Below are 21,477 nucleotides of genomic sequence, written 5' to 3' on the forward strand. Positions count from 1 at the left end.
TTCGTCACACCCTTTCAATTCCTCGACTGCCAAACAAACCATATGGTTTTAACATCAATATGAACAGAACAACAATAAATGGAGCTACTTCTTTCAAACCTCCTCCTATCAGGGGATCCAAATAGCCTCCAGCCATATTTTGCAGAATACCGATGATGAAGCCTCCTACAATCGCTCCTAGAACACTGTCAAGACCCCCGAGAATAACAACGGGTAAGACGGTTAGACCTATAGCAGCCATTGTAGGGCTTAGTCCATTTATATTCCCAAGCAAGACACCCCCGACAGCGGCAACAACGGATGCAATTGCCCAAGTTGCCGCATAGACATATTTCACACTGATTCCCATCGACTGTGCCGCTTGCCGATCGTCAGCAACTGCACGCATGGCAATCCCCATTTTAGAAAATTTAAAGAACACTGAAAATAAAACAAGAAGCCCAATGACAACTATAAATGACCAAAGATAAACGGGAGTTATAATGACACCAGAAATATTAATTGGAGTTGATGGGAAAACTTGTGGAAATGTTCTTGTTTGATGTCCCCAAATCATATGCACTGCTCCACCCAAAAGACTAGATAAGCCAATAGTAGCCATGATAACGGATACAACTGGCGCATTCTGAATAGGTCTTATAACTAACCTTTCGATAACCAATCCCAGAATGGCACTAAAGATAAGGGTAATTATTAATGCAAAAATGAACGGTATTTTATAAGCGGTCATGAGGATTAAACAGATATAAGGTCCAATAATAACGAATTCCCCATTCGCTAAATTCAATGCACCACTTGCCCTATAGATCAAGACAAAACCCAGTGCAACAAGTCCATAAATACTTCCAACTACTATTCCTGTAACAAGCATTTGAAGAAAAAATGTCATATTTTATGCCACCTCCTGCTTAATTTTTAACTGAATGACCTGTAAACTGATCTCCTCAACAGATTCTAATTCCGAAGCGGTAATTACCACTTCGTGAGTATCAGAATACATTCCATCAATAAGCATCTGATATTTTTCTTCAATGAATTTTCTTCTTACTTTTAGTGTTCGTGTAAGTTCCCCTTCATCCCCAGAAAACTGCTTGTGTAATATAGAAAACTTCTTTACTCTTGCATACGACGGAACAAGATTCATTAATTCAGTGACTTGCTTTTCTATGAGATCTACAACTTGAGGATGTCTTGAAAGATCTGAGTACTCAGTGTAAACGACACGGTTTTTATCCGCCCAATGACCGACACTTTTTAAATCAATGTTTAGAATAGCTGTCATATATGGCCTATCTTTACCAAAGCATACAGCCTCTTGAATAAATGGACTTGATTTCAATTTATTTTCTAATATTCTGGGATAAATAAGCTCTCCTTTTTGCGTGGTAATAATGTCTTCTTGTCGATCAAGAATATGCAGATGTCCATCTTCATCTATGCGTCCACAATCACCGAGCGTAATCCAGCCATCTACCACTAACTTACGATCTTCTTCATTCAGGTATTCTGCGAAGATAGCAGCATTTTTTACAAAAACAGCACCATTTTCTCCAATTTTAACTTCAGTATTTGGAAGTGGAACACCGGAACTGTCAGCTTTTATATCGTCATCACGCTGAACAAATGCAATTCCCGCGAGCTCCGTACCACCATATGTCTGCTTCAAGTTTACTCCGATGCTATGAAAAAATAGAAAGGCTTCTGTTTGAAGTGCAGCCCCCGCCACGTATGCCCTTCTTGTTCTAGATAAACCAAGATGATCACGAATCGCACTAAAAACAAACCAATCGCCAAGTTTGTACATTAACTTATCGCCTATTGGCATTTGCTGTTTATTAAGGCTCGCTTGTGCCATTTTGTCACCGTATTTCTTGAATATAGTAAAGACCTTTTTCTTTAACCAACTGGCCCCTTCAATACGTAACGTAAAATTTGACATTAACGTTTGATAGACTCTTGGTGGCGCTAAAAGTGTTTGGGGTCCAATCTCGCGTAAATCACCTACAACGGTATGGGGCTTTTCGGGAAAATTAACGACTGTTCCAGTTGTTAAAGGTATTACGATGCTTAACTCCTGCTCATGAATCCAGGAAAGTGGTAAAAATGAAAAGTAATCATCTTTCTTGCTCATTTTATCAACCAAGATGAGGCTTTTCGCCGCTTCGACTAAATTGTTATGTGTCAGTACTACACCTTTTGGGTTACCGGTTGTTGCTGCGCTGTATGCAATAATCGCATGATCTGTCCCGAGCGAACGCTCAGTTTGATTGCGATAAAAATTAGTTCTGTCTTTTTTAAGTGATTGACCAGTCACCAACAGATCCTCAAAGTCTATTAACTTTGGATGTTTGTAATGTCTCATTCCTTGATTATTATAAAAAATGATATGTTCTACAAGCGGTATCAGTGGTTCAATTTCAAGTAACTTATCGACTTGTTCTTGATCTTCAACAACAACGATACGTGCTTTGCAATCGTTTAAATAATAAACAATCTGTTCGGGTAGTGATTCCTGGTAAATCCCAACCGAAATACCGCCTAACACTTGGGCTGCCATTTGTGAATAAAGCCATTGGGGTCTATTCTCTCCTATAATAGCTAGTTTTTCGCCGCGTTTGAAATCATACTTTTCATATAAGCCAATTGCAAGTTGCTCTACTTTTTCAAAATAGTGACCCCAAGTAATTTCATTCCAAATACCTAGATGTTTTTGCCTTAAAGCAACTTCATTTTCTGCCTTTAAAGCCTGTTTAGCTAAAAGATTAGGTAACGTTATTTCTGATTTCATCGCTTGGTCCCCCTTCTAAATAACTGTTTCTTCCCCGATATAGGCTTTGATAACATCCGGATTTCTTTGTATTTCTTCCGGAGTTCCAAAACCAATCCGTTTCCCGAAATCTAATACTGCGATATGGTCAGATAAATTCATAACGATACTCAGATCATGTTCTATTAATACCACGGTTATTTCCATAACCTCATGCATATCTAAAATGAAACGTGCCATCAAATCTTTTTCTGAATTATTCATCCCCGCCATTGGTTCATCCAATAGTATTAATTCTGGCCCCAGTGCCAATGCCCTGCCAACCTCGACACGTTTTTGCAAACCATATGGAAGTGTACCAACCGGCGTATGCCGGATGTCTTGAAGCTCTAAAAACTCAATGACTTCCTCAACTTTTTTTCGATGTTCAATTTCTTCGTTGGAAGATTTCCCGAAATATAATCCACCACTTATCGCACCAGAACTCATTAACGTATGACGGCCGAGCTTCAAATTATCGAGAACGGACATATGGGCAAATAACGCTATATTCTGAAAAGCACGGGCGATTCCCAGCGTTGTCCGATTATATGGTTTCATATTTACAATTTCTTGACCATTAAATCGTATTGAACCGTTAGTTGGTTGATATAAGCCACTTATGCAGTTTAGCATGCTCGTTTTCCCTGCACCATTCGGCCCTATAAGCGAAAAAATTTCTCCTTTTTCGATATGATAACTGACATTATCCAAAGCTTTTACCCCACCAAATTGTAAAGACACATTTTCTATTTCCAGTATAGGTCCCAGCATGAAGCCCCCCTTTATTACATTTGTAAATGTTTTGTAAGCGTTAACAAGAATAATACTTTATGATCAATAGAGTTGTCAATACAATTTTCACACTTTTCAGACACGCAATTTATAACACTTTTATTAAATGGTATACCTCCTTAATACGGCATTGTTTCAACAGAATTTAATATTATGTCGAATACTTTATGAATGGAAGGTTCGAATTTGATTACAACGACAAAAAAACACCTATTACGACCATATTGTCATAAAAGATGTCCTTATAGTTATTCGACATTCAACAAGAACTTTCTCGTTCTTTCCTCTTTAGGCATTTGAAATATTTCTGTGGATGTTCCTTGTTCAATAATTAAACCATCATCCATAAATACAACCCTGTCAGCTACATCTTTGGCAAAATTCATTTCATGTGTCACAATCACCATTGTCATTCCTTCAGAAGCCAGATCTTTAATTACTTGCAGTACCTCTCGTACAAGCTCGGGGTCAAGAGCGGAGGTGGGTTCGTCAAATAGCATGACAAGCGGATTTAAAGCGAGCGACCTGGCAATTGCTACTCTTTGCTGTTGTCCGCCCGAAAGTTGCGCTGGATAGTGGTTGCAACGATCACCCAGTCCAACTTTTATTAGAAGGGCTTCAGCCAACTTTTTTGCTTCATTTCGTTTAGTTCCATGAATGACAATAGGCCCTTCCATGACATTTTCAATTGCAGTTTTATGGGGAAACAGATTAAACGATTGGAAGACAAATCCAGTCTTTTTTCTTAACTCTCGAATGTTTTTTTTTCGTTTACGTTCTAATTTCCCGCCTGCAAGCACTTGAAATTCACCAATTTGAATAACACCAACTGTAGGTTCTTCTAAAAAGGTGAGACACCGTAGCAAAGTTGATTTTCCAGAACCGCTCGGACCCATTAGTACGACCACTTCGCTCTTTTCAATTGTCAAATCGATTCCTTGCAATACTTCATTTAATCCAAAGCTCTTTTTCAAATTAGTAATTTGAATAATACTCATGGTTTACCACCCCACATTCATATTTTCAATTCTATTTTTTACCGAACCAAGTATTTAGAAGTCTTAATTTCAAGTCTATTTAAAAGTGTTGTAAAGAAAGTGATTAATACCCAATAAATTGCTGCGGCCGTTAAATAGATTGTTAATGGCTCAAACGTTTTAGCTATTATTAAACTCGACATTTGTAATAGTTCTGTTACCGTTATGACTGAAACCAGTGATGTATCCTTAATGAGCACGATAAATGTATTTGACAAAGTCGGTATTGCTATACGCATACTCTGTGGTAATATTATTCTTTTTAATGCCTGTGAATAAGTCATTCCCATGGACATAGCTGCCTCCATCTGCCCATTATCAACGGCAAGTATGGATGCCCGGAAAGACTCAGACAAGTAAGCCCCAGCGTTTAAACTTAAAGCCAATATCCCGGAAGATATTGGGTCTAGGGTAATTCCTATTTGAGGCAAACCATAGTAAATAACGAATATTTGTACCAACAGCGGTGTTCCTCTTATGATGGAAATGTAAGTGCTTGCTATTCCATTCAAAATCCTAACTTTTACAATTCGTATGATTGCAGTGAAAAACCCAATAATGAGTGCGATAACAATTGATATTGCCGCCAAGAGAATAGTCATTAATGTCGCTTTTAGCAGAGATGGCAAAGAATCAATAATAATTGCGGCGTCCATAAATCCCCCTCCTGTCTGACAATTAATCTGATAAGTTAATATATATATAATGAAATAAAGAATCCCATTGAACCTGCTGTAGCGCTAGGGGATGCCTGCGGCAAAAAAGCCAAGCAGGCATCGACGCTAACCTCACTGCTCCGACTCCCCCATGTAAGTCACTTACTCTGTATACATTTGTTCAAGATATATAGTTACATTATTGTTTCTTCCTTACATTCAATTTCAATTCCAACACTATTCAACTCATCTATAAACGGCTGAAATCTATCCCTAATAATTAAATTTTCAATCGGTACTACGCCTGTCTCTGGTATTATTTTTAACGCAATCCACTTAGCTACAAGAGCTGCTGGAAGAGCAGTCGTTTTTGCCATCGATGTAATATTCCGTTCATGGTCAAAAAGATCAATCATTTCCCATGTATACTTTTTAGATTTTCCATCTTTGACCCCACTGACCTCTACCCTCACAATTGTTATATCTTCATTTGAGTCAGATACCATTTTAGCTGTAAGAATTTTTTCCGCAACTGCTCGTGGAGTAGTTACTGTTCCTTCTATGGATATTTCTTCTGTGTCTAAAAATCCCAATTCACTTAAAACGCCCATTTTCCCCCAATGACCAGGATAGCGGGCTGTTTTTTCATATAGATTTTTAACTTTTTCCTTTAGCACAAATGCTGTGCTATGTGCATCTGTGATAACCGTTTCACAAACACCTACCGGGTCTGAAAAAATAACTTCTTCAAGTCCCGATAAAGGGGGCAATTTTATAAGCTTTCCGTCCTTTACAGCCATCGCGGGTTTTGTGTATAAACCAAGTACACTTTCTAAACGGAAAACTACTTGATACCACAGAGGTGGAACAGGATACCTTGGAATACCACCACAAGTCATAATTGCTTCGTCAGCTTCATCCAGCAATTCTATACCTTGTGCCGCTAAAAAGTTTGTTATACCTGGTGCAACACCGCACCCGGGAATGATAATAACACCTGCTTCTTGCGCCTCATCATGTAATGCTATTTTTTCAATGAAGTCTGAACCGACAAGATCTACAAGGTGGCATTTTGCTCTTATAGCTGCCTTCACTGCTATTAAACTTAAGGAATGTGGTAGACAAGCTACTGCTATATCGGCACCTTTTAGGATATTGAAAATATCCTCTTCTGTTTCCAACGGTGCTACTACCCCATTTACTTTTGGACTATTTGCATTTTCCAGACACTTCTCAATGCTATCTTGTCTTCCATCAACTGCTGTAACTTTATCTACTTCGGAAAACTTAGCGATTTCACTGACCACTGTAGTTCCAATCATTCCCGTTCCTAATATGATAATATGCAATTTACATACCTCCCTTATCTACGGTTGCAGGATAAAGAAAACATAGAGTGATCAATAATCCTTATTGATCACTCTATGCGTACGCTTATTTTTCTAAAGGTTCTGTCCCGAACCATTTTTTGTATATTTCATTATAAGTACCATCTTCTTTCATTTCACTCAGGGCTTCATTGACTTTTGAAATAAAGTCTTCATTTCCTTTATTGACAGCCATTCCAATTTCGTCTTTATTTAATATTCCACTAGTTATTTTTAAAGGAAGATTATTCTCTTTAATATTGTAGCTCATTAATAACTGGTCGTTTATAATGACATCCAATCGTTTGTTCGTCAAATCCTGAATGTAGTCACTGACAGCTTTGTATAACTTTACATCGGCCCCATCTACACTATTCGCAACCTCTTCAAATGTAGTTCCGCCCCCAACACCGACTTTTTTTCCTGAAATATCTTCAAGTTCCGTAATACCATCTGTTTCTTCACGGGTAACCAATACAGATCCGGTTATTACATAAGGGTCAGTAAAATCAACGCTTTTTTTACGTTCCTCAGTAACGGTCATCTGTCCAATGATAATGTCGAATTTATCGGCCTTCAGACCTCCAATTAACCCATCCCACTTTGTTGCGATGAATTTTGCCTCAACACCTAACTTTCTCGCGATTTCGTTGGAAATATCAACGTCAAATCCCTGGAACTCATCTTTGTCATCTAAAAAGTTAAAAGGTGGATATGTTCCTTCGAAAGCAACATGCAATGTATTGGATTTTTCAATGCGATCCATCACGCTTTTAGTGCCGCTTTCCTTACCTTTATTTTCATCTGTATTCTCGCTTTTCACTTCATTTGAACCGCAACCTGCAATTATAGTAATCATAAAAATGGTGATAATCGTCAAAATAATATTCCTCTTCATCTCATATCCCCCTTTTAAAATCACAGAAATACAAACAGCTACTATACAACTATTCTACGTATCTGACTTTATTCCTATTCCTTCATTATAAAACAAATGTTACCAGAGGTCAATTGACTTATATGAAGATTCAGTCAACTAAAAGAAGAAATGACTATATGAGCATCGCATTTTTATTATCTGTTTGATTTAAAACTGCCGCATAACTGTTGGGAGCTTCCCATCCTGTGCCTTTAACGTATTTATAGACCAGGCAGATTATGCATCCTTCGAATGTCGGATACTAACGGAAATGAACCTCTATATGAATGTATGATTTTTATTATCAGTGGCATTCTAATCTTTATTATAATTTGAAAGGATTGAATAAATTTGTATTACTACAAAGAAGAGCTCATTAATATAATCACCCCTGATGAACCAGATCCAGAAGCCGCAAGAGTGTTGCAAGAAATTCTGGGTGGCCATTATGGAGAAATGAGAACTATGATGCAATATTTTTTCCAAAGCTCTAATTTCAGGGGTAAAGATACTCAATATCGAGATTTGCTACGAGGGGTTTTCTTAGAAGAAATCGCACATGTAGAGCTCGTGCAAAATACAATTAACCAGTTATTAAATGATACAGGAGAATCTGCGGTTCCAGGGGATGCAGGCGTCGATCATGCTCCTCTCGATGATGCTGTTAGGCACGCGAACCCCCATCATTATATTGTTGGGGCGCAAGCTTCTTTGCCTGTTGACGCTGCTGGTAACCCTTGGAATGGCTCTTGGGTATATTCACATGGAAATCTTATAGCTGATTTACTTGACAACTTGGTTCTTGAATCAACTGGCGTACTTCAAAAGACACGTATTTACGAAATGAGTTCTAATAAAACTTTTCGAGAGACGCTTGCTTTTCTCATCGTACGAGATAATGCGCACCAAAACGCTTTTGCTAAAGCGTTAGAGACATTGGGTGTGGATTGGGGCAAACTCTTTCCTGTACCGAACTATGATATAAATAAGTATCCTGAATGTAGAAAGTTTGTTGAGATGGGGTACCATAATGCACAGTTCAATTTTAGATTAGACCCTACCCGAATCGGTGAAATATTCCAAGGTCAATCTCCTAGCAGGAACAATGGAACACTTTCAGTAACGGATCCTCCAAAAGGGTTTCCGGTTCCTTTAATGCCTGACATGCCAAATGAACATAGTCCAGGTATACAGGACATGAGCAACTAAAAAAAATCAGTCCCTTAATACACGGGACTGATTTTTTATTTATTCGTATAACTAACCTCATAAAACAAAGGTTTGTCATCGCTTGCCTTGTAATAATCTGTTTGCCATTTCCGTTGCCCGACTTGTCTACCTTCTCTAATTGCCCATCCTACAATCTATTTCCCCTTTGTCGTCTCCCAGGTGTTTTGGAGCCATTCATCAAACTCTGCACCCTTATCCCCTTCATACGTGTCATACAAATCAAGTCTCATATTCTTTAACTTTTCTTTGTACTCTTCGTACGTATGGCCTGCCGGCAAACTTTTCTTAATTCTGAAAAAGACTTTATTAGCATCTTTAATTAACTCAAATTTATTTCTTGGCGGTAGCTGCACATCTTCGCCAAACTTCACAAGATTACGGTAAGCCGCTTCTACCACTTTATAGACGGCATCGTTGTTCATTCTATGCAGCAGTACATCGATAGTCCTTTTATGTTTCCACTGTCCCAATTCTTCGATAGCATCTAAACGGACTCTCCAATTCGACGTCCTGTTTACTGCCTTCCTTAATTCATCATAGTTTGGAGGCATTTCGTTTTTTATACCATTATTCAAGTAATCCAATCTCCTTCTGTTTCAATATCCTGTTTATGCAAGGGGATATCGTATGATAATCCTTCAATATGTATTGTACCATTATCTGTAGAAACACATACCCTTTTTACACATTCATGTTTAGAGTTTTAGCCCATGGTACGTAACTGTAGTATTGTATTGAAAAAACGCAAACCAAGGTAGCCGATGGTTTGCGTTTCATTATTAAGAACCCATTTTTCTGCGTGCGCTACTAACTTTTTTCGCTTGTTGGCTTTGCATTTTTTTTGCAGTTTGAATCGAATTACCTTTTTTATTGTTATCGGCGGTTTGATTCTTCTTTGCTTCTAATTGTTTTTGCATCGCTTCTTTTAAGCTGATTTTTTTCTTTGGAGCATCTTGCTCGTTTGTTTCATGATTTTCAGTCATAAGAAATCCCCCTTTATATCGAATGATGGTATTTTTACTTCTTTCTATTATACCCGAAACTCCACTACTACTGGAAGTTTTAATTAATATAATTGATAACTCGCAAAGCTTGTATAAGACGAAGTATTGAATATATATATTAAATTGAGCGTAGGCGCATTAGCACTGCCTCGCGCAAGTCGATCCTTTATTTTAATAATAGAGAGCAAACAAAAAAACGCTTGGTAAATATGATTTTGAATAATAGCTCATTTAACGTTGGCCTTTTTCATGGAATGATGTCACTGAAAAAATTTCTTGTTAATGGAAACTTTTTGCTATATTATAGAAAAATGTTATGGAGTAATCCGTAATTAACGATACTTAAGGAGAGTGGCATGATGAGGAATTATACAAAAGAAGATATTCGCAAATTTGTAGGAGAAGAAAATGTGAATTTCGTTCGACTTCAGTTCACCGACATTTTAGGAATGATCAAAAATGTGGAAATTCCCATCAGCCAGCTCGAAAAAGCACTAGATAATAAGATGATGTTCGACGGCTCTTCAATCGAAGGATTTGTACGAATCGAGGAATCGGATATGTACCTCATACCGGATCTTAACACGTGGATGGTATTCCCTTGGCCTTCAGGTAAAGGCAGAGTTGCACGGTTGATCTGTGATATCTCTCTTGCTAGCGGTTCTCCGTTTACAGGTGATCCTCGTGGCAATTTAAAACGTGTATTAAAAGAGATGAAAGAGCTCGGATTCACAGATTTCAACCTCGGACCTGAACCAGAATTTTTCTTATTCAAGCTTGATGAGAACATGCAACCAACAATGGAACTAAACGATAACGGCGGTTATTTCGACCTTGCCCCAATGGACCTTGGAGAAAACTGTCGACGCGACATCGTTTTGGAGCTAGAGGAAATGGGTTTCGAAATTGAAGCATCCCACCATGAGTGTGCACCAGGACAACACGAAATCGACTTCAAATATGCGGATGTACTAAACGCTTGCGACAATATCCAAACATTCAAACTCGTAGTCAAAACGATTGCACGAAAGCATGGTTTACACGCAACCTTCATGCCAAAACCTCTATTCGGCGTCAGCGGATCGGGTATGCATTGCAATGTTTCCCTATTTAAAGATGGTAAAAATGCTTTTATTGACGAAAATGGTGAATTACAATTGAGCACAATAGCATATCAGTTCATGGCTGGGGTTCTTGAGCATGCTCCTGGTTTTACAGCAGTGACAAATCCGACAGTTAACTCCTACAAACGACTTGTACCTGGCTACGAAGCACCATGCTACATCGCCTGGTCCGCTCAAAACCGCAGTCCGCTTATCCGAATCCCTGCTTCCCGGGGCATAAGCACTCGAATCGAAGTCCGTTCCGTTGACTCGGCAGCAAATCCATATCTTGCAATGGCGGCTATTTTAAAATCTGGCTTAGACGGCATCAAACGTAAACTTGAGACACCGAAGCCCGTTGATCGTAATATTTATGAAATGCAATATTCCGAGCTTCAAGAATTAGGAATCGGTACCTTACCAACTGACCTTGATCACGCACTCATCGCACTTGGTAAAGATGAAATTATCCAAGAAGCTCTTGGCAAGCATATTTTCACAAACTTTATGGCAGAGAAGAAATTGGAATGGGAAAGTTACCGAATTACTGTGCATCCTTGGGAAGTTGAACGTTATATGAAGATATACTGATAAATTCAAGTTGGTATGTAACCTTTGCTATACAATAGCTCAATTTAGATTGATGAAAAAAATTCCCTTAACAAGATAACAGACTTTTGAGCCCTTGATAACTCAGGTAGGAGTTATCAAGGGCTATGTCTAGTTTTGCCAGTAGGATATTCCCCAGTAGCTCTGAATCGGGTTACTCCATTGATGACGGACAATGTTTCTTGGTAACTAAACAAAACTTCTATGAAGCTTGGCTACAAAAAACGATTTCATCCTAATATGAAGTCATTCATACCTATATAACACTTTCATCGCAGCATTTAGGCGAGTACTACTAAAAAAATGACGATAATCATCCAACAACTACCGCCGAATCTGTGTTAAAAGTAATTCTAACTTTTCATCCGTCGGAAAATTGATCACGATTTTTGCTTGGTATACTTACGTAAGCAATAGGATATATTAAAAAGACCGCATGAGGCAAGTGTATTTAGCGGTATTGTAATAAGCAGTTCCAACAATAAAAATTGACCTGAGAGCGGAAAAACAAAATACCTTGGCCTGTCAAACTAAAGGAAGGTCATTCTTTAGTCTGTCTATTAATGCATATGTATTATATTGAGGTGATTTTGCAAGTGGAAACTAGGTTAAATACTCTATTCGTAGTACTTGTCCTTCTAATAACTCTCTTTGGTTTTGGGTTCCTAGCTTTCCTAGTCAAAGTAAATCAAATTTTTCAGTTTGACAATGTAATCATCTCTTTTATTCATAGCCTGGAGTCTGAACGTTTGACCACGATAATGAAATTTTTCTCTTTTATAGGGTCGGGTTCTTCAGTTAAAGTTCTTGCACTGATTACAATAATAGACCTTTTCTTCTTTTTCAAATATCGATCTGAACTTATATTGTTTACTGTAGTTATAATTGGTTCTCACTATATTTTTCAAGCGTTAAAACAAATATTTCAAAGGCCTCGCCCAGAATTGCATCAACTTATTGAAATTGGTGGGTACAGTTTCCCAAGCGGCCATGCGATGAATGCCATAACGTTATATGGAATCATTTCATTCCTACTATGGTCTCGTATTCCCTCAAATTGGGGCCGAACGCTCTTAGTCATCCTTAGTACAATCATGGTTCTATTGATTGGAATTAGCCGCATATATTTAGGCGTTCATTACCCTAGTGATGTAATTGCAGGCTTTTTTGTGGGTAGTTTTTGGCTGATTGGTGCGATTTGGTGTTTTCAGTTCATTCATAGAAAGGTTTCTGAGCGAACATATACAAAATAGCTGTATGCTTAAGCTTTGTTTTATCCGCCGTCTAAAGAAAAGCCAAGTTCTGAGTGATTTCAGAACTTGGCTACTTTTATTTTATAACTTTACATACATACACCATAGAAACACTTTTTGCATTGAGCTCATTTTTATCCCAATCACCGAATACTTGAATGATCTCAAATCCATTATCCTTAAGTACTCTTTCCATTTCAAGTGGAAATGAATAGCGCAAGGAAATACCATCTTGCTCTTTAGCAATTAAAGTGTCTCCCTGTTGAATTTGCCGATTAGTATAACAATGCAATATTTGTGTCATCGAATCATATTCATCACGGTGGAATTCAATGATCCGATTTCCATATTTATCAATATACTTTTGCTCGTACTCACCAACAGCTCCCAACTCGTGGAATATCGGATTTCTCGTGTCAAAAATAAAGATTCCATCCTCAATCAGATGCTTTCGAACAAATTAGAATAAGGCATTCTCCAATTACTTCTTTACTATTGAAAGCGTCAGTCCATCACCGATTGGAACAAGAAGCGATTCTAATTGAGGATGGTTGGCTACGGCTTCATTAAATTTCTTCATTATTTCGGTATAGCGTTTAGGTTTTGCACTTTGATCCACTACACTACCACCAGCAAGCACATTATCCATAACGATTAAAGCACCTGAATCTGCAAGCTGAATGCAATATTCCAAGTAATTTTCATAGTTTTCTTTATCTGCATCAATAAAGAAAAAATCAAATCGCTGATGATTGTCGACAAGTTTCTCTAAGTTATGCAAAGCAGCGCCTGTCATATAGGAGACTTGGTCGCCAAAGCCAGCTTTAGCTAGATTACTGGAGGCCAAATTTGCATAATCCTCTTCCAATTCAAGGGAGGTTAGTTTCCCTTCACTTCCAAATCCTCTAGCAAGGCAAATTCCGCTATAGCCGCCAAGTGCACCAATTTCAAGTATATTCTTAGCACCTGAAATAGAGATTAGCATCGTTAGCAGCTTGCCAGAAGAAGGGGATACCGATATGGCAGGCATACCGTTTTCTTCAATAGAAGAAATCACATCCTGCAAAAGAGCATCTTGCTTCGTAAAAACCGTATCGATATAACTGTTAACTTGTTTCATCCTCTTCAATTCCTTTCTCATTATGATCTACCGACTATTTCATTAATTTTTCCTTCGTCTCAATTAGTTGCTTTGCTAATCGAAAAATTAATTCTTTTCTTACAAGTGGTAACTCATCACAATAAGTTCTCCGCTCCTCCCCATCTCTCGTACGCCTTCATCAATATAGCCACATTTTTTATACAAAGCCTGGGCTTTCTCATTTTTAACATTTACAGCTAGTACAATCTCATCAATATCTTTAAAATTACTTCTAACAAACTCTGGTAAAAGCATTAAAGCATTCTTCCCATAACCTTTACCTTGTTGATGAAAATCCGTTGAAAAACTTCTAATTAATATTGCATTGTCATTCGGTGAAAAAGGCTTGACCCCTTCACCTTTATGTAGGCTAAAGAACGTTACGAGTTGCTCGTTTTTTACAGCTAAAATCGAATAGCGATTCTGCTCTGTATTCGATAGATCAATGGCATCCTTGGGTGTCCCCGTAAATCGTAGCTGTTCGTCGGTTAATGTATAGTTTTCTATGAGTTCAGTAAACGCATGATTATAAAATTGAAGTTTCATGTATTCTACACCTTTCTATAAACGAACATACGATCTTTTCAGATAGATCATATGTGTTATAAACAAAATAACCAATTACTTAAAAGAGTTAAACTTCATTATATCAGCATTTTCACGGTCAAACTCAAGTTATTTCATAATTCTCCTTAGATTCACAAAGTTATCATATACCAGCATATGAAAGTGTAACATTCCTCGTATAATACCCTATTAAGTACCAAAAAAAGAGACTCTCAAGTATATGGAGTCTCTCCTTTGCAGTACTTCGTGACATAACGAATACGTGAATTAATGGGTGTTGTTTTCTGAACTTACTTATGAAAGAAATTGAAGCCCTTGCATGAATAGCTTTCTATAATTTTTTAACAAATTCAGTTTTAAGTTTCATAGCTCCGATTCCATCAATTTTACAATCAATATCATGATCCTCATCTACCAAACGTATATCTTTTACCTTGGTTCCTTTTTTAACGACTAATGAACTTCCTTTTACTTTAAGATCTTTAATCACTGTCACAGAATCACCATCGGATAAAACATTTCCATTGCTGTCTTTATAAATCTTTTCCGGCTCACTATTTTCGGATTCTGATTCAAAAGACCATTCATGAGCACATTCTGGACAAATGAGAAGTGTCCCATCTTCATAAGTGTATTCTGAATTACATTTTGGGCAATTTGGTAGGTTTACCATTATTTCATTTCCTCCATTCATTATAGGTACTTCAACGAGATTTATATTGCTAGCAATTTACTCTCAACAATTTTAAAAATATATAGGGGTGCCTTATATGCTTATATACTGCCACAGTCTTGTCATATTGACAAGCTTGCTTACACATTTCTTCTCATAGCTTCACTCTACGACGATGACCCTTTTTTTTGACAAAAAATTACTTAGCGAATCAGCTATTTAAAAAATCTTTAATCGGATATACGAAGCTATCGCAACTTAAGCTCATGTTAAAAATCCAAAGGGATATAATTCAACCACAAACATTACTTTAGAATTTCCCCTTTAAATAGTCCTATAAGTAATTGTCTTTGAATAAAATGCAAGGACATCATTTTATTGGAGGGCTATTCATGAATTCTATATTCACCTATATCTTTTTAGGCATATCTATGGCTGCACCAATTGGACCTGTTAAATCCGTCTTATTAAATACGGGTATTAAAAGTGGATTTTTTCATGCTTGGTTTTTTAGTCTGGGTGCTTTGACAACCGACATCATGTATATGTTCATAGTATATTTTGGAGTGGGTCAATTTATTGATTCACCTTTAATGAAAATAATTCTTTGGTCGTTCGGCTGTTTTGTACTTATGTATACGGGTATAGAAAATTTACTATCACTAAATAAAATTGAGATGAAATTAAGATTTGGAAAAAGAGTCAGACTTAGAAAATCAATACTATCAGGTTTCTTCATGTCGTTGTTGAATCCACTTACCATCCTCTTTTGGCTAGGAATCTATGGTTCTATCCTCGCGAAAACAGTTAGTGCTTCTACAGAATATCAAATTATTTTAAATAGCATTGCAATTTTGGTTGGTATTATGTTTGTGGATTTAATAATGTCCTTTTTATCTGGTGGCGCTCGTAAATTATTATCCACCAAGTTTTTGAAGATTGTTTCCATTATTTCATCCGTATCCATGATCGGATTCGGAATATACTTTGGTATTCAGGCTTTTCAAACGTTATTTTTATAAACCATCTTAAAATTTCATAAGAATCATTTCTAATTTTTACATAGTATCTTCCCTAGTTATTTGAATAATTCAAAAGATAAACATTAAACGCATAAATTGCACAGGCAAGGAAACCATACCTTTACTAATCAAAATTAGGAATTATCGAGGTGTGGTAATGGACAAAAGTGCAGATAAAGTAAGTGTATGGTGCATTGTAAGCATGGCTTCAATTCCTCTCATCATGACGCTTGGGAATTCCATGCTTATTCCAGTGCTCCCGATACTGGAAGAAAAAGTTGGTATCACATCATTTCAATCAAGTATGATCATTACAAGCTACTCAGTTGCGGCAATTTTTCTAATACCAGTAGCCGGTTATTTATCAGACCGCTTTGGTAGGAAAATGGTGATATTGCCGAGTTTAATCTTCGCTTTAATCGGTGGTCTGATTGCCGGATTCGCTTCATGGAAAATGAATGACCCATACACAATGATTATTGTGGGACGGATTCTGCAGGGAGTAGGAGCAGCTGGAGCCATGCCAATCGTTTTGCCACTCGTGGGTGACCTTTACCAGGATGATGATGAAAAAACGAGTTCTTGTTTAGGTATTATTGAAACGTCGAACACGTTTGGAAAAGTATTAAGTCCAATCTTAGGTTCAGTATTTGCTGCTATTTTATGGTTTCTTCCTTTCTTCTCCATCTCAGCACTTAGTTTAATTTCCTTTGCCCTCATCTTTTTCTTCGTTAAAGTCCCTAAAGAAAAAGATGAGCCAGTAAAGTTCAAGCAATTTTTAAGTAACACAAAAAAAGTATTCAAAGTGGAAGGTAAATGGTTGTATACTGTATTCCTTAATGGAGTCCTTGTAATGCTTATACTGTTCAGCATGTTATTTTTCTTATCAGAAAACCTTGAAAAAGTTCATGATATAAAGGGTATTAAAAAAGGATTCGTTTTGGCCATTCCACTTCTGCTACTTTGTATTGCCTCCTTTATTTCCGGTCGTAAAATTAAAGGTAATCTCAAGACGATAAAAAAAGTAATGATTATTTGCTTGATTGCGATGTCCGCCAGCGTCATATTCGTCGGGTTTACAAGCGAAAAACTTATCCTTCTGTTAATCGTAACAAGTATAGTTGGAATTGCGATTGGTGCATTATTACCTGCACTTGATGCGATTATTACAGAAAATATAAAAAAAGAGTTAAGAGGAACCGTTTCTTCTTTTTATAGTTCGGCAAGGTTTATCGGCGTAGCAGCAGGTCCACCTATTATGTCACTCGCTATGAAAAACTTTCTCAATGTCAGTTACATTACGGCAGGTGTATTAGGGATTATCCTTGTGTTCATTGTCTTTAAGTTCATCAAAGTCGAGGAAATTGAAAAATCAAATAAAACAACATAAAAATAAGGACCTAATAGCTATTATGGCTGATTGGGTCCTTTTATATTAAAATATGTAAATAACATGTATTGCTGCATTCTCATTCAGATTTTAAACTAAAAATTATAAGAAATATTCCACAAAAAAGGCATACTATTCTCGTCAATGACACTTTTTCAGCGAGACCAAGTAATGCAATTCCTGTCGTAACAATTAGAATTACGGGACCCACTAAGGCTAGTAGCGTATTGATATAAAAGGCTTTTTCTAAATCATTGAATTTAAACATTAACGCTGCAGCTGTTATCTCAATACTTCCTGAAATAACTCTTAAAGTAATGATAATAAAAAGTGCCTTTTCAATAAATGGAACCACACCCCCTGCTATTATTCATATCTACTATATGCAACAAATCCAATAACTATTTCATTCTTCAAACAAATACAAATCATATATCTAAGGTAATATCTTATATAAATCAAGTCGAGGGTATGAAATAACCATTTTCCCTTCACTATAATTTCTCCTTTATAATAGTTGTACAGGTCACTCCTTTCGAATAGGATGCATAGACATCAATTTAAGGGAGGATTATTGCTTGAATTCAATAGCTGCCTATATCTTCTTAGGCGTATCTTTAGCTGCGCCTGTAGGACCTGTTAATGCGGCGCAGCTGGATACGGGGATAAAGAACGGATTTTTTCATGCTTGGGTTTTTGGTATTGGAGCATTAGTTGCCGATGTCTTGTATATGATCATGGTTTACTTCGGCGTTGGTCAAATTATTGAATTCCCTCTCGTAAAGATCATTCTTTGGTCATTTGGTTGTTTTGTTCTTACATATACCGGAATTGAGAGTTTACTTTCACTGCATAAAATTGAGTTAGCTTTAAGATTTGGTAAAAAAACACGCCTCAGACGTTCCTTATTTTCAGGTTTCTTCATGTCACTTTTGAATCCCCTTACAATTTTATTTTGGCTAGGGATTTATGGTTCAGTCCTTGCCGAAACGGCCAAAAATTTCACAGGCAATCAAATACTTATCAATAGCATAGCCATCATAGTCGGTATCATTTTATGGGATACTATAATGGCAACTATCTCAAGTGGCGCCCGCAGATTTTTATCCACCAATCTTTTGAAAGTCATTTCCATCTTTTCGTCACTAGCTATGATTGGATTTGGAATTTACTTTGGTATTCAAGCTTATCATGCGCTATTTTGAGCTTCTTCTCTCTTCCATCTCTTTCGCAACAATAAGACAACTATTCCAATTACCGCGAGAAATCCTAAGCTTATAAAAAAGCCAGGCCGACTTGTTTGATGAAATAATGTTCCGCTTACAGCTCCAAAAACAAGAATCATTCCAATCACTCTTTTCACCTTATCTGCAGTAGTGGTCTCGATTAATCTGTGGTACATCGTTAAAATGAAAAACCAATTATAAAGGAGCATTAATGCTGCGGCAGTGGTTATATATTCATATACTTTATCAGGCAATAATAAAGATGTGACTATAGAAAGAACAAGACCGGTTGATGTTAAAGCAATTGCAAATAACGGCATTTTGAACTTCTTTTTTGTTTGTTTACTGAATATTTTAGGGGCATCCCCGTCTTCTGATATTGTCACAAGTATCGTGGTTACCGAAAAAAGAGACGCAGACATCGTTGAAAAACCGGCAATAATAATTGCTGCGGTAAACACATGCGGGAAAAATTCGATATTGCTAACTCCTGATAATGCTTCAACAAATGGGCTTTTGTTCTCCCTGAACTTATCGTATGGCATTAGTAATAGTGCTAAGGATAATGCGGTAACGTATATTACTCCAAGCAACCCCAACATCACTTTCCCTGATTTAGGAGCGTCTTCCTTATTTTTCAGATGAATTGCCATCACGCCCATTACTTCAATACCACCGTGAGCATAAAAGGCAAATAACAGTGCGCTCCAAAACCCTGTTAAACCGTTCGGAAAGAATTCATTTACTGTTTCTGGAATTCCTGCATTTTGGTCGCCTTCAATTGTCCCAGTCAGCGCTAAAATAGCGATCACGATAAACATAAAAATAGCGGCGATTTTCATTACAGCATATACGCTCTCTAATTTCCCAAACGCTTTTGCACCAATAAAGAGAACAATTAAACCGCAAACTGCATAAATCGATGCGAATATCCATAATTTTACGTTAGGGAACCAAAACCCAGACAAGATTGAAATCGCAGTAAGCTGACTGCCAATAATGAGTATTTCGGAACACCAGTAAACCCAGCCACTACAAAAACCTGCCCAACGTCCATATGCTTTTTTTGCATAGGTCCGAAAAGACCCCTTCTGTGGATCTTTTGCAGACATTTTCGCAAGCGCTTCAAATACAATATACGTTGCAGTTGCAGCCATTATAAAGGCTAGGATAACAGAAGGTCCCGTCATTTTAATCGCAAAACTTGAAGCTAGGAAAAACCCTGTACCAATAATGCAACCTACTCCAATTAGGGATAATTGCCACCATGTAAGGTTTGCCGCTTCATCCTTATCACCTGACGTTTTTTTACCCATTTCCACACCTCCATATAAAGATAGCTTCCCACAAGAAAGTCGATTTATGTGCTGGTGAAATGATGAAAAAACTTCTTATGAGACATTGGATTCAGCTTATAAAAATTTCAGCTCACACAGTTCCCCCGAAGAAACATCACTACTAAAAAAGCCCCGTGATACGATTGTTACTCGCATCATGGGGCCGATTTCTATTTCAGGATTTTAGAATCTCATTTCGATAAATTTATTATTTATGACGCTAGAGAATCTCTCCTCCAGCCTATCCTGTTGTTTATTTATTGCTTTGGTAATACTCGTTTAATTCATTGTAATACCTGTTCAATGAAGAAGTGGATACCTTAAACCATTCTGCAATCTGTTTTATATTCATGTCTAGAGGTTCAAAAAATGAATTCTCCTGACCAAATCTAATTGCTCCAGCTGCTATAGCTACTTCTTTACGTGCATTCGGCTGCTGCTCTACTAAGTAATCCTCTAGTAGATCCAATAATCTTTCGGATTCTCGTTCATTATTGTCTAAAAAATCAAGTACTACCTGGATGACACCTACTTCAAAATCGGTAAATTCACTTCCATCATATCCATCTTCACCAAGCAATTTCCAAAACGAAATTCCATTTTCCTTAAGAAAAGAGGAAATTGAATGTTCATGTTGCATCTCAAATTGCTGTACGAACTCGTCAAACACTTTATCATGGTCAGTCGGGAAAAATATCAAACTTGAAATCGCCAAATAGTGATTATCAATAGATGATTCGTCCGGCAGAATGAAACAGTATACATGTACATCCATGGGAACAGGTTTTTCACTTTCACGTCTTAAACGTATTGTTTCTTGTCCGAATATATTTTTTACGGATAAATAGTTTTCATCCACATTCACTACCTGACCAATAAATGCTCTGGGATTGGACCATGTTTCTATAACTTTAAGTACTGAGGGTCGGATAACTTTCTTCTGTAGTTTGCCTAGATAGCTTTCCCAAATATCAGGTTTTTCATGAAAAAAGAATTCATCCATTACAATCGCTTCAATCATTTCTACCGCTATATATTGCTGAAGTGGTTCACTCCACTTTTTCACGAGACTCAAAAATTGATTCAAGTCTTTCTTTTCAGGGTATTCTTCATAAAAAGCTTGCAAAATCATTTCTAATTCGCTCGATTGCGCTTCTTTTACTGAAAAATCTTTATTCGATTCACAACACTTTTTATACTTCTTTCCACTGCCACATGGGCATGGGTCATTACGTCCAATCAAAAAAAACACGTCCTTTTATTAAATAAGAATACATTTAAGTCTAACATGTCTATTCCAGAATAATAAGTACCTCTTTTAAGTCTACCATTTTGGACGATA

Annotated in this window: 22 protein-coding genes; 6 read left to right on the plus strand and 16 right to left on the minus strand. The window is 37.1% G+C overall.

Annotated features, from left to right (window positions below):
* Window positions 1-4: 4 nt before the first annotated feature.
* From AC1TO4_RS09935 to AC1TO4_RS09965, 7 genes are all read right to left on the minus strand, one after another.
* Entirely contained in the window at window positions 5-889 is an 885-nt protein-coding gene (locus tag AC1TO4_RS09935) for a branched-chain amino acid ABC transporter permease (RefSeq protein WP_482105190.1), read from the minus strand.
* Between the two features lie 3 nt (window positions 890-892).
* Entirely contained in the window at window positions 893-2,788 is a 1,896-nt protein-coding gene (locus AC1TO4_RS09940) for an AMP-binding protein (protein WP_482105191.1), read from the minus strand.
* Window positions 2,789-2,803: 15 nt separating this feature from the next.
* Complete coding sequence (locus AC1TO4_RS09945; protein ID WP_482105192.1) at window positions 2,804-3,580, minus strand: ABC transporter ATP-binding protein; 777 nt, start codon at window positions 3,578-3,580, stop codon at window positions 2,804-2,806.
* 269 nt (window positions 3,581-3,849) lie between these two features.
* Window positions 3,850-4,593 (minus strand): amino acid ABC transporter ATP-binding protein, encoded by a 744-nt coding sequence (locus tag AC1TO4_RS09950; protein WP_482105367.1) that lies wholly within the window; start codon window positions 4,591-4,593, stop codon window positions 3,850-3,852.
* Between the two features lie 44 nt (window positions 4,594-4,637).
* A complete protein-coding gene (locus AC1TO4_RS09955) occupies window positions 4,638-5,294 on the minus strand; it encodes an amino acid ABC transporter permease (protein WP_482100669.1) in 657 nt (218 codons plus the stop codon).
* A 194-nt stretch (window positions 5,295-5,488) separates the two neighbouring features.
* Window positions 5,489-6,643, minus strand: a complete 1,155-nt coding sequence (locus tag AC1TO4_RS09960; RefSeq protein WP_482105193.1) for a saccharopine dehydrogenase family protein — start codon at window positions 6,641-6,643, stop codon at window positions 5,489-5,491.
* An 85-nt stretch (window positions 6,644-6,728) separates the two neighbouring features.
* On the minus strand, window positions 6,729-7,559 hold the full coding sequence (locus AC1TO4_RS09965) for a transporter substrate-binding domain-containing protein (RefSeq protein WP_482105194.1): 831 nt from the start codon (window positions 7,557-7,559) through the stop codon (window positions 6,729-6,731).
* A gap of 372 nt (window positions 7,560-7,931) precedes the next feature.
* Here AC1TO4_RS09965 and AC1TO4_RS09970 point away from each other — a divergent pair, with 372 nt between their 5' ends.
* Entirely contained in the window at window positions 7,932-8,789 is an 858-nt protein-coding gene (locus tag AC1TO4_RS09970) for a manganese catalase family protein (RefSeq protein WP_482105195.1), read from the plus strand.
* Window positions 8,790-8,944: 155 nt separating this feature from the next.
* Here the strand turns inward: AC1TO4_RS09970 and AC1TO4_RS09975 are convergent, their stop codons facing one another.
* Window positions 8,945-9,361: a HEAT repeat domain-containing protein gene (locus tag AC1TO4_RS09975; protein WP_482101002.1), complete on the minus strand. Its 417-nt coding sequence runs from the start codon at window positions 9,359-9,361 to the stop codon at window positions 8,945-8,947.
* A 228-nt stretch (window positions 9,362-9,589) separates the two neighbouring features.
* On the minus strand, window positions 9,590-9,793 hold the full coding sequence (locus tag AC1TO4_RS09980; protein ID WP_482105196.1) for a hypothetical protein: 204 nt from the start codon (window positions 9,791-9,793) through the stop codon (window positions 9,590-9,592).
* Window positions 9,794-10,173: 380 nt separating this feature from the next.
* Here AC1TO4_RS09980 and glnA point away from each other — a divergent pair, with 380 nt between their 5' ends.
* Window positions 10,174-11,508 (plus strand): type I glutamate--ammonia ligase, encoded by a 1,335-nt coding sequence (glnA, locus tag AC1TO4_RS09985; protein ID WP_482105197.1) that lies wholly within the window; start codon window positions 10,174-10,176, stop codon window positions 11,506-11,508.
* A gap of 767 nt (window positions 11,509-12,275) precedes the next feature.
* Window positions 12,276-12,779, plus strand: coding sequence for a phosphatase PAP2 family protein (locus AC1TO4_RS09990; RefSeq protein ID WP_482105198.1), 504 nt, complete (start codon window positions 12,276-12,278; stop codon window positions 12,777-12,779).
* 76 nt (window positions 12,780-12,855) lie between these two features.
* Here the strand turns inward: AC1TO4_RS09990 and AC1TO4_RS09995 are convergent, their stop codons facing one another.
* The 4 genes from AC1TO4_RS09995 to AC1TO4_RS10010 all read right to left on the minus strand — a co-directional run bounded on the left by AC1TO4_RS09995 (window position 12,856) and on the right by AC1TO4_RS10010 (window position 15,160).
* Window positions 12,856-13,170: a hypothetical protein gene (locus AC1TO4_RS09995; protein WP_482105199.1), complete on the minus strand. Its 315-nt coding sequence runs from the start codon at window positions 13,168-13,170 to the stop codon at window positions 12,856-12,858.
* 90 nt (window positions 13,171-13,260) lie between these two features.
* Window positions 13,261-13,899 carry an O-methyltransferase gene (locus AC1TO4_RS10000; RefSeq protein WP_482105200.1) on the minus strand — a complete coding sequence of 213 codons (639 nt, stop codon included), beginning with the start codon at window positions 13,897-13,899 and terminating at the stop codon, window positions 13,261-13,263.
* A gap of 99 nt (window positions 13,900-13,998) precedes the next feature.
* Complete coding sequence (locus AC1TO4_RS10005) at window positions 13,999-14,466, minus strand: GNAT family N-acetyltransferase (RefSeq protein ID WP_482100678.1); 468 nt, start codon at window positions 14,464-14,466, stop codon at window positions 13,999-14,001.
* A gap of 352 nt (window positions 14,467-14,818) precedes the next feature.
* Window positions 14,819-15,160, minus strand: coding sequence for a zinc ribbon domain-containing protein YjdM (locus AC1TO4_RS10010; RefSeq protein WP_482105368.1), 342 nt, complete (start codon window positions 15,158-15,160; stop codon window positions 14,819-14,821).
* A 392-nt stretch (window positions 15,161-15,552) separates the two neighbouring features.
* Between AC1TO4_RS10010 and AC1TO4_RS10015 the strand changes: the two genes are divergently transcribed.
* Window positions 15,553-16,182 carry a LysE family transporter gene (locus AC1TO4_RS10015; protein ID WP_482100680.1) on the plus strand — a complete coding sequence of 210 codons (630 nt, stop codon included), beginning with the start codon at window positions 15,553-15,555 and terminating at the stop codon, window positions 16,180-16,182.
* A 157-nt stretch (window positions 16,183-16,339) separates the two neighbouring features.
* Window positions 16,340-17,572, plus strand: coding sequence for an MFS transporter (locus AC1TO4_RS10020; protein ID WP_482100681.1), 1,233 nt, complete (start codon window positions 16,340-16,342; stop codon window positions 17,570-17,572).
* A gap of 79 nt (window positions 17,573-17,651) precedes the next feature.
* Here AC1TO4_RS10020 and AC1TO4_RS10025 read toward each other — a convergent pair whose 3' ends face one another.
* A complete protein-coding gene (locus AC1TO4_RS10025; protein ID WP_482105201.1) occupies window positions 17,652-17,927 on the minus strand; it encodes a YqhV family protein in 276 nt (91 codons plus the stop codon).
* A 223-nt stretch (window positions 17,928-18,150) separates the two neighbouring features.
* Here AC1TO4_RS10025 and AC1TO4_RS10030 point away from each other — a divergent pair, with 223 nt between their 5' ends.
* A complete protein-coding gene (locus AC1TO4_RS10030; RefSeq protein ID WP_482105202.1) occupies window positions 18,151-18,777 on the plus strand; it encodes a LysE family transporter in 627 nt (208 codons plus the stop codon).
* Here the strand turns inward: AC1TO4_RS10030 and AC1TO4_RS10035 are convergent.
* Both AC1TO4_RS10035 and AC1TO4_RS10040 read right to left on the minus strand, forming a co-directional pair.
* The gene (locus tag AC1TO4_RS10035) at window positions 18,762-20,114 is read right to left on the minus strand and encodes an amino acid permease (protein ID WP_482105203.1); all 1,353 of its coding nucleotides are present in this window, start codon (window positions 20,112-20,114) and stop codon (window positions 18,762-18,764) included. The two genes, AC1TO4_RS10030 and AC1TO4_RS10035, sit on opposite strands and share 16 nt — an antisense overlap.
* Window positions 20,115-20,388: 274 nt before the next feature.
* Window positions 20,389-21,378 (minus strand): YecA family protein, encoded by a 990-nt coding sequence (locus AC1TO4_RS10040; protein ID WP_482105204.1) that lies wholly within the window; start codon window positions 21,376-21,378, stop codon window positions 20,389-20,391.
* Window positions 21,379-21,477: the final 99 nt, after the last annotated feature.

Source organism: Sporosarcina sp. Y838, from assembly GCF_056786515.1.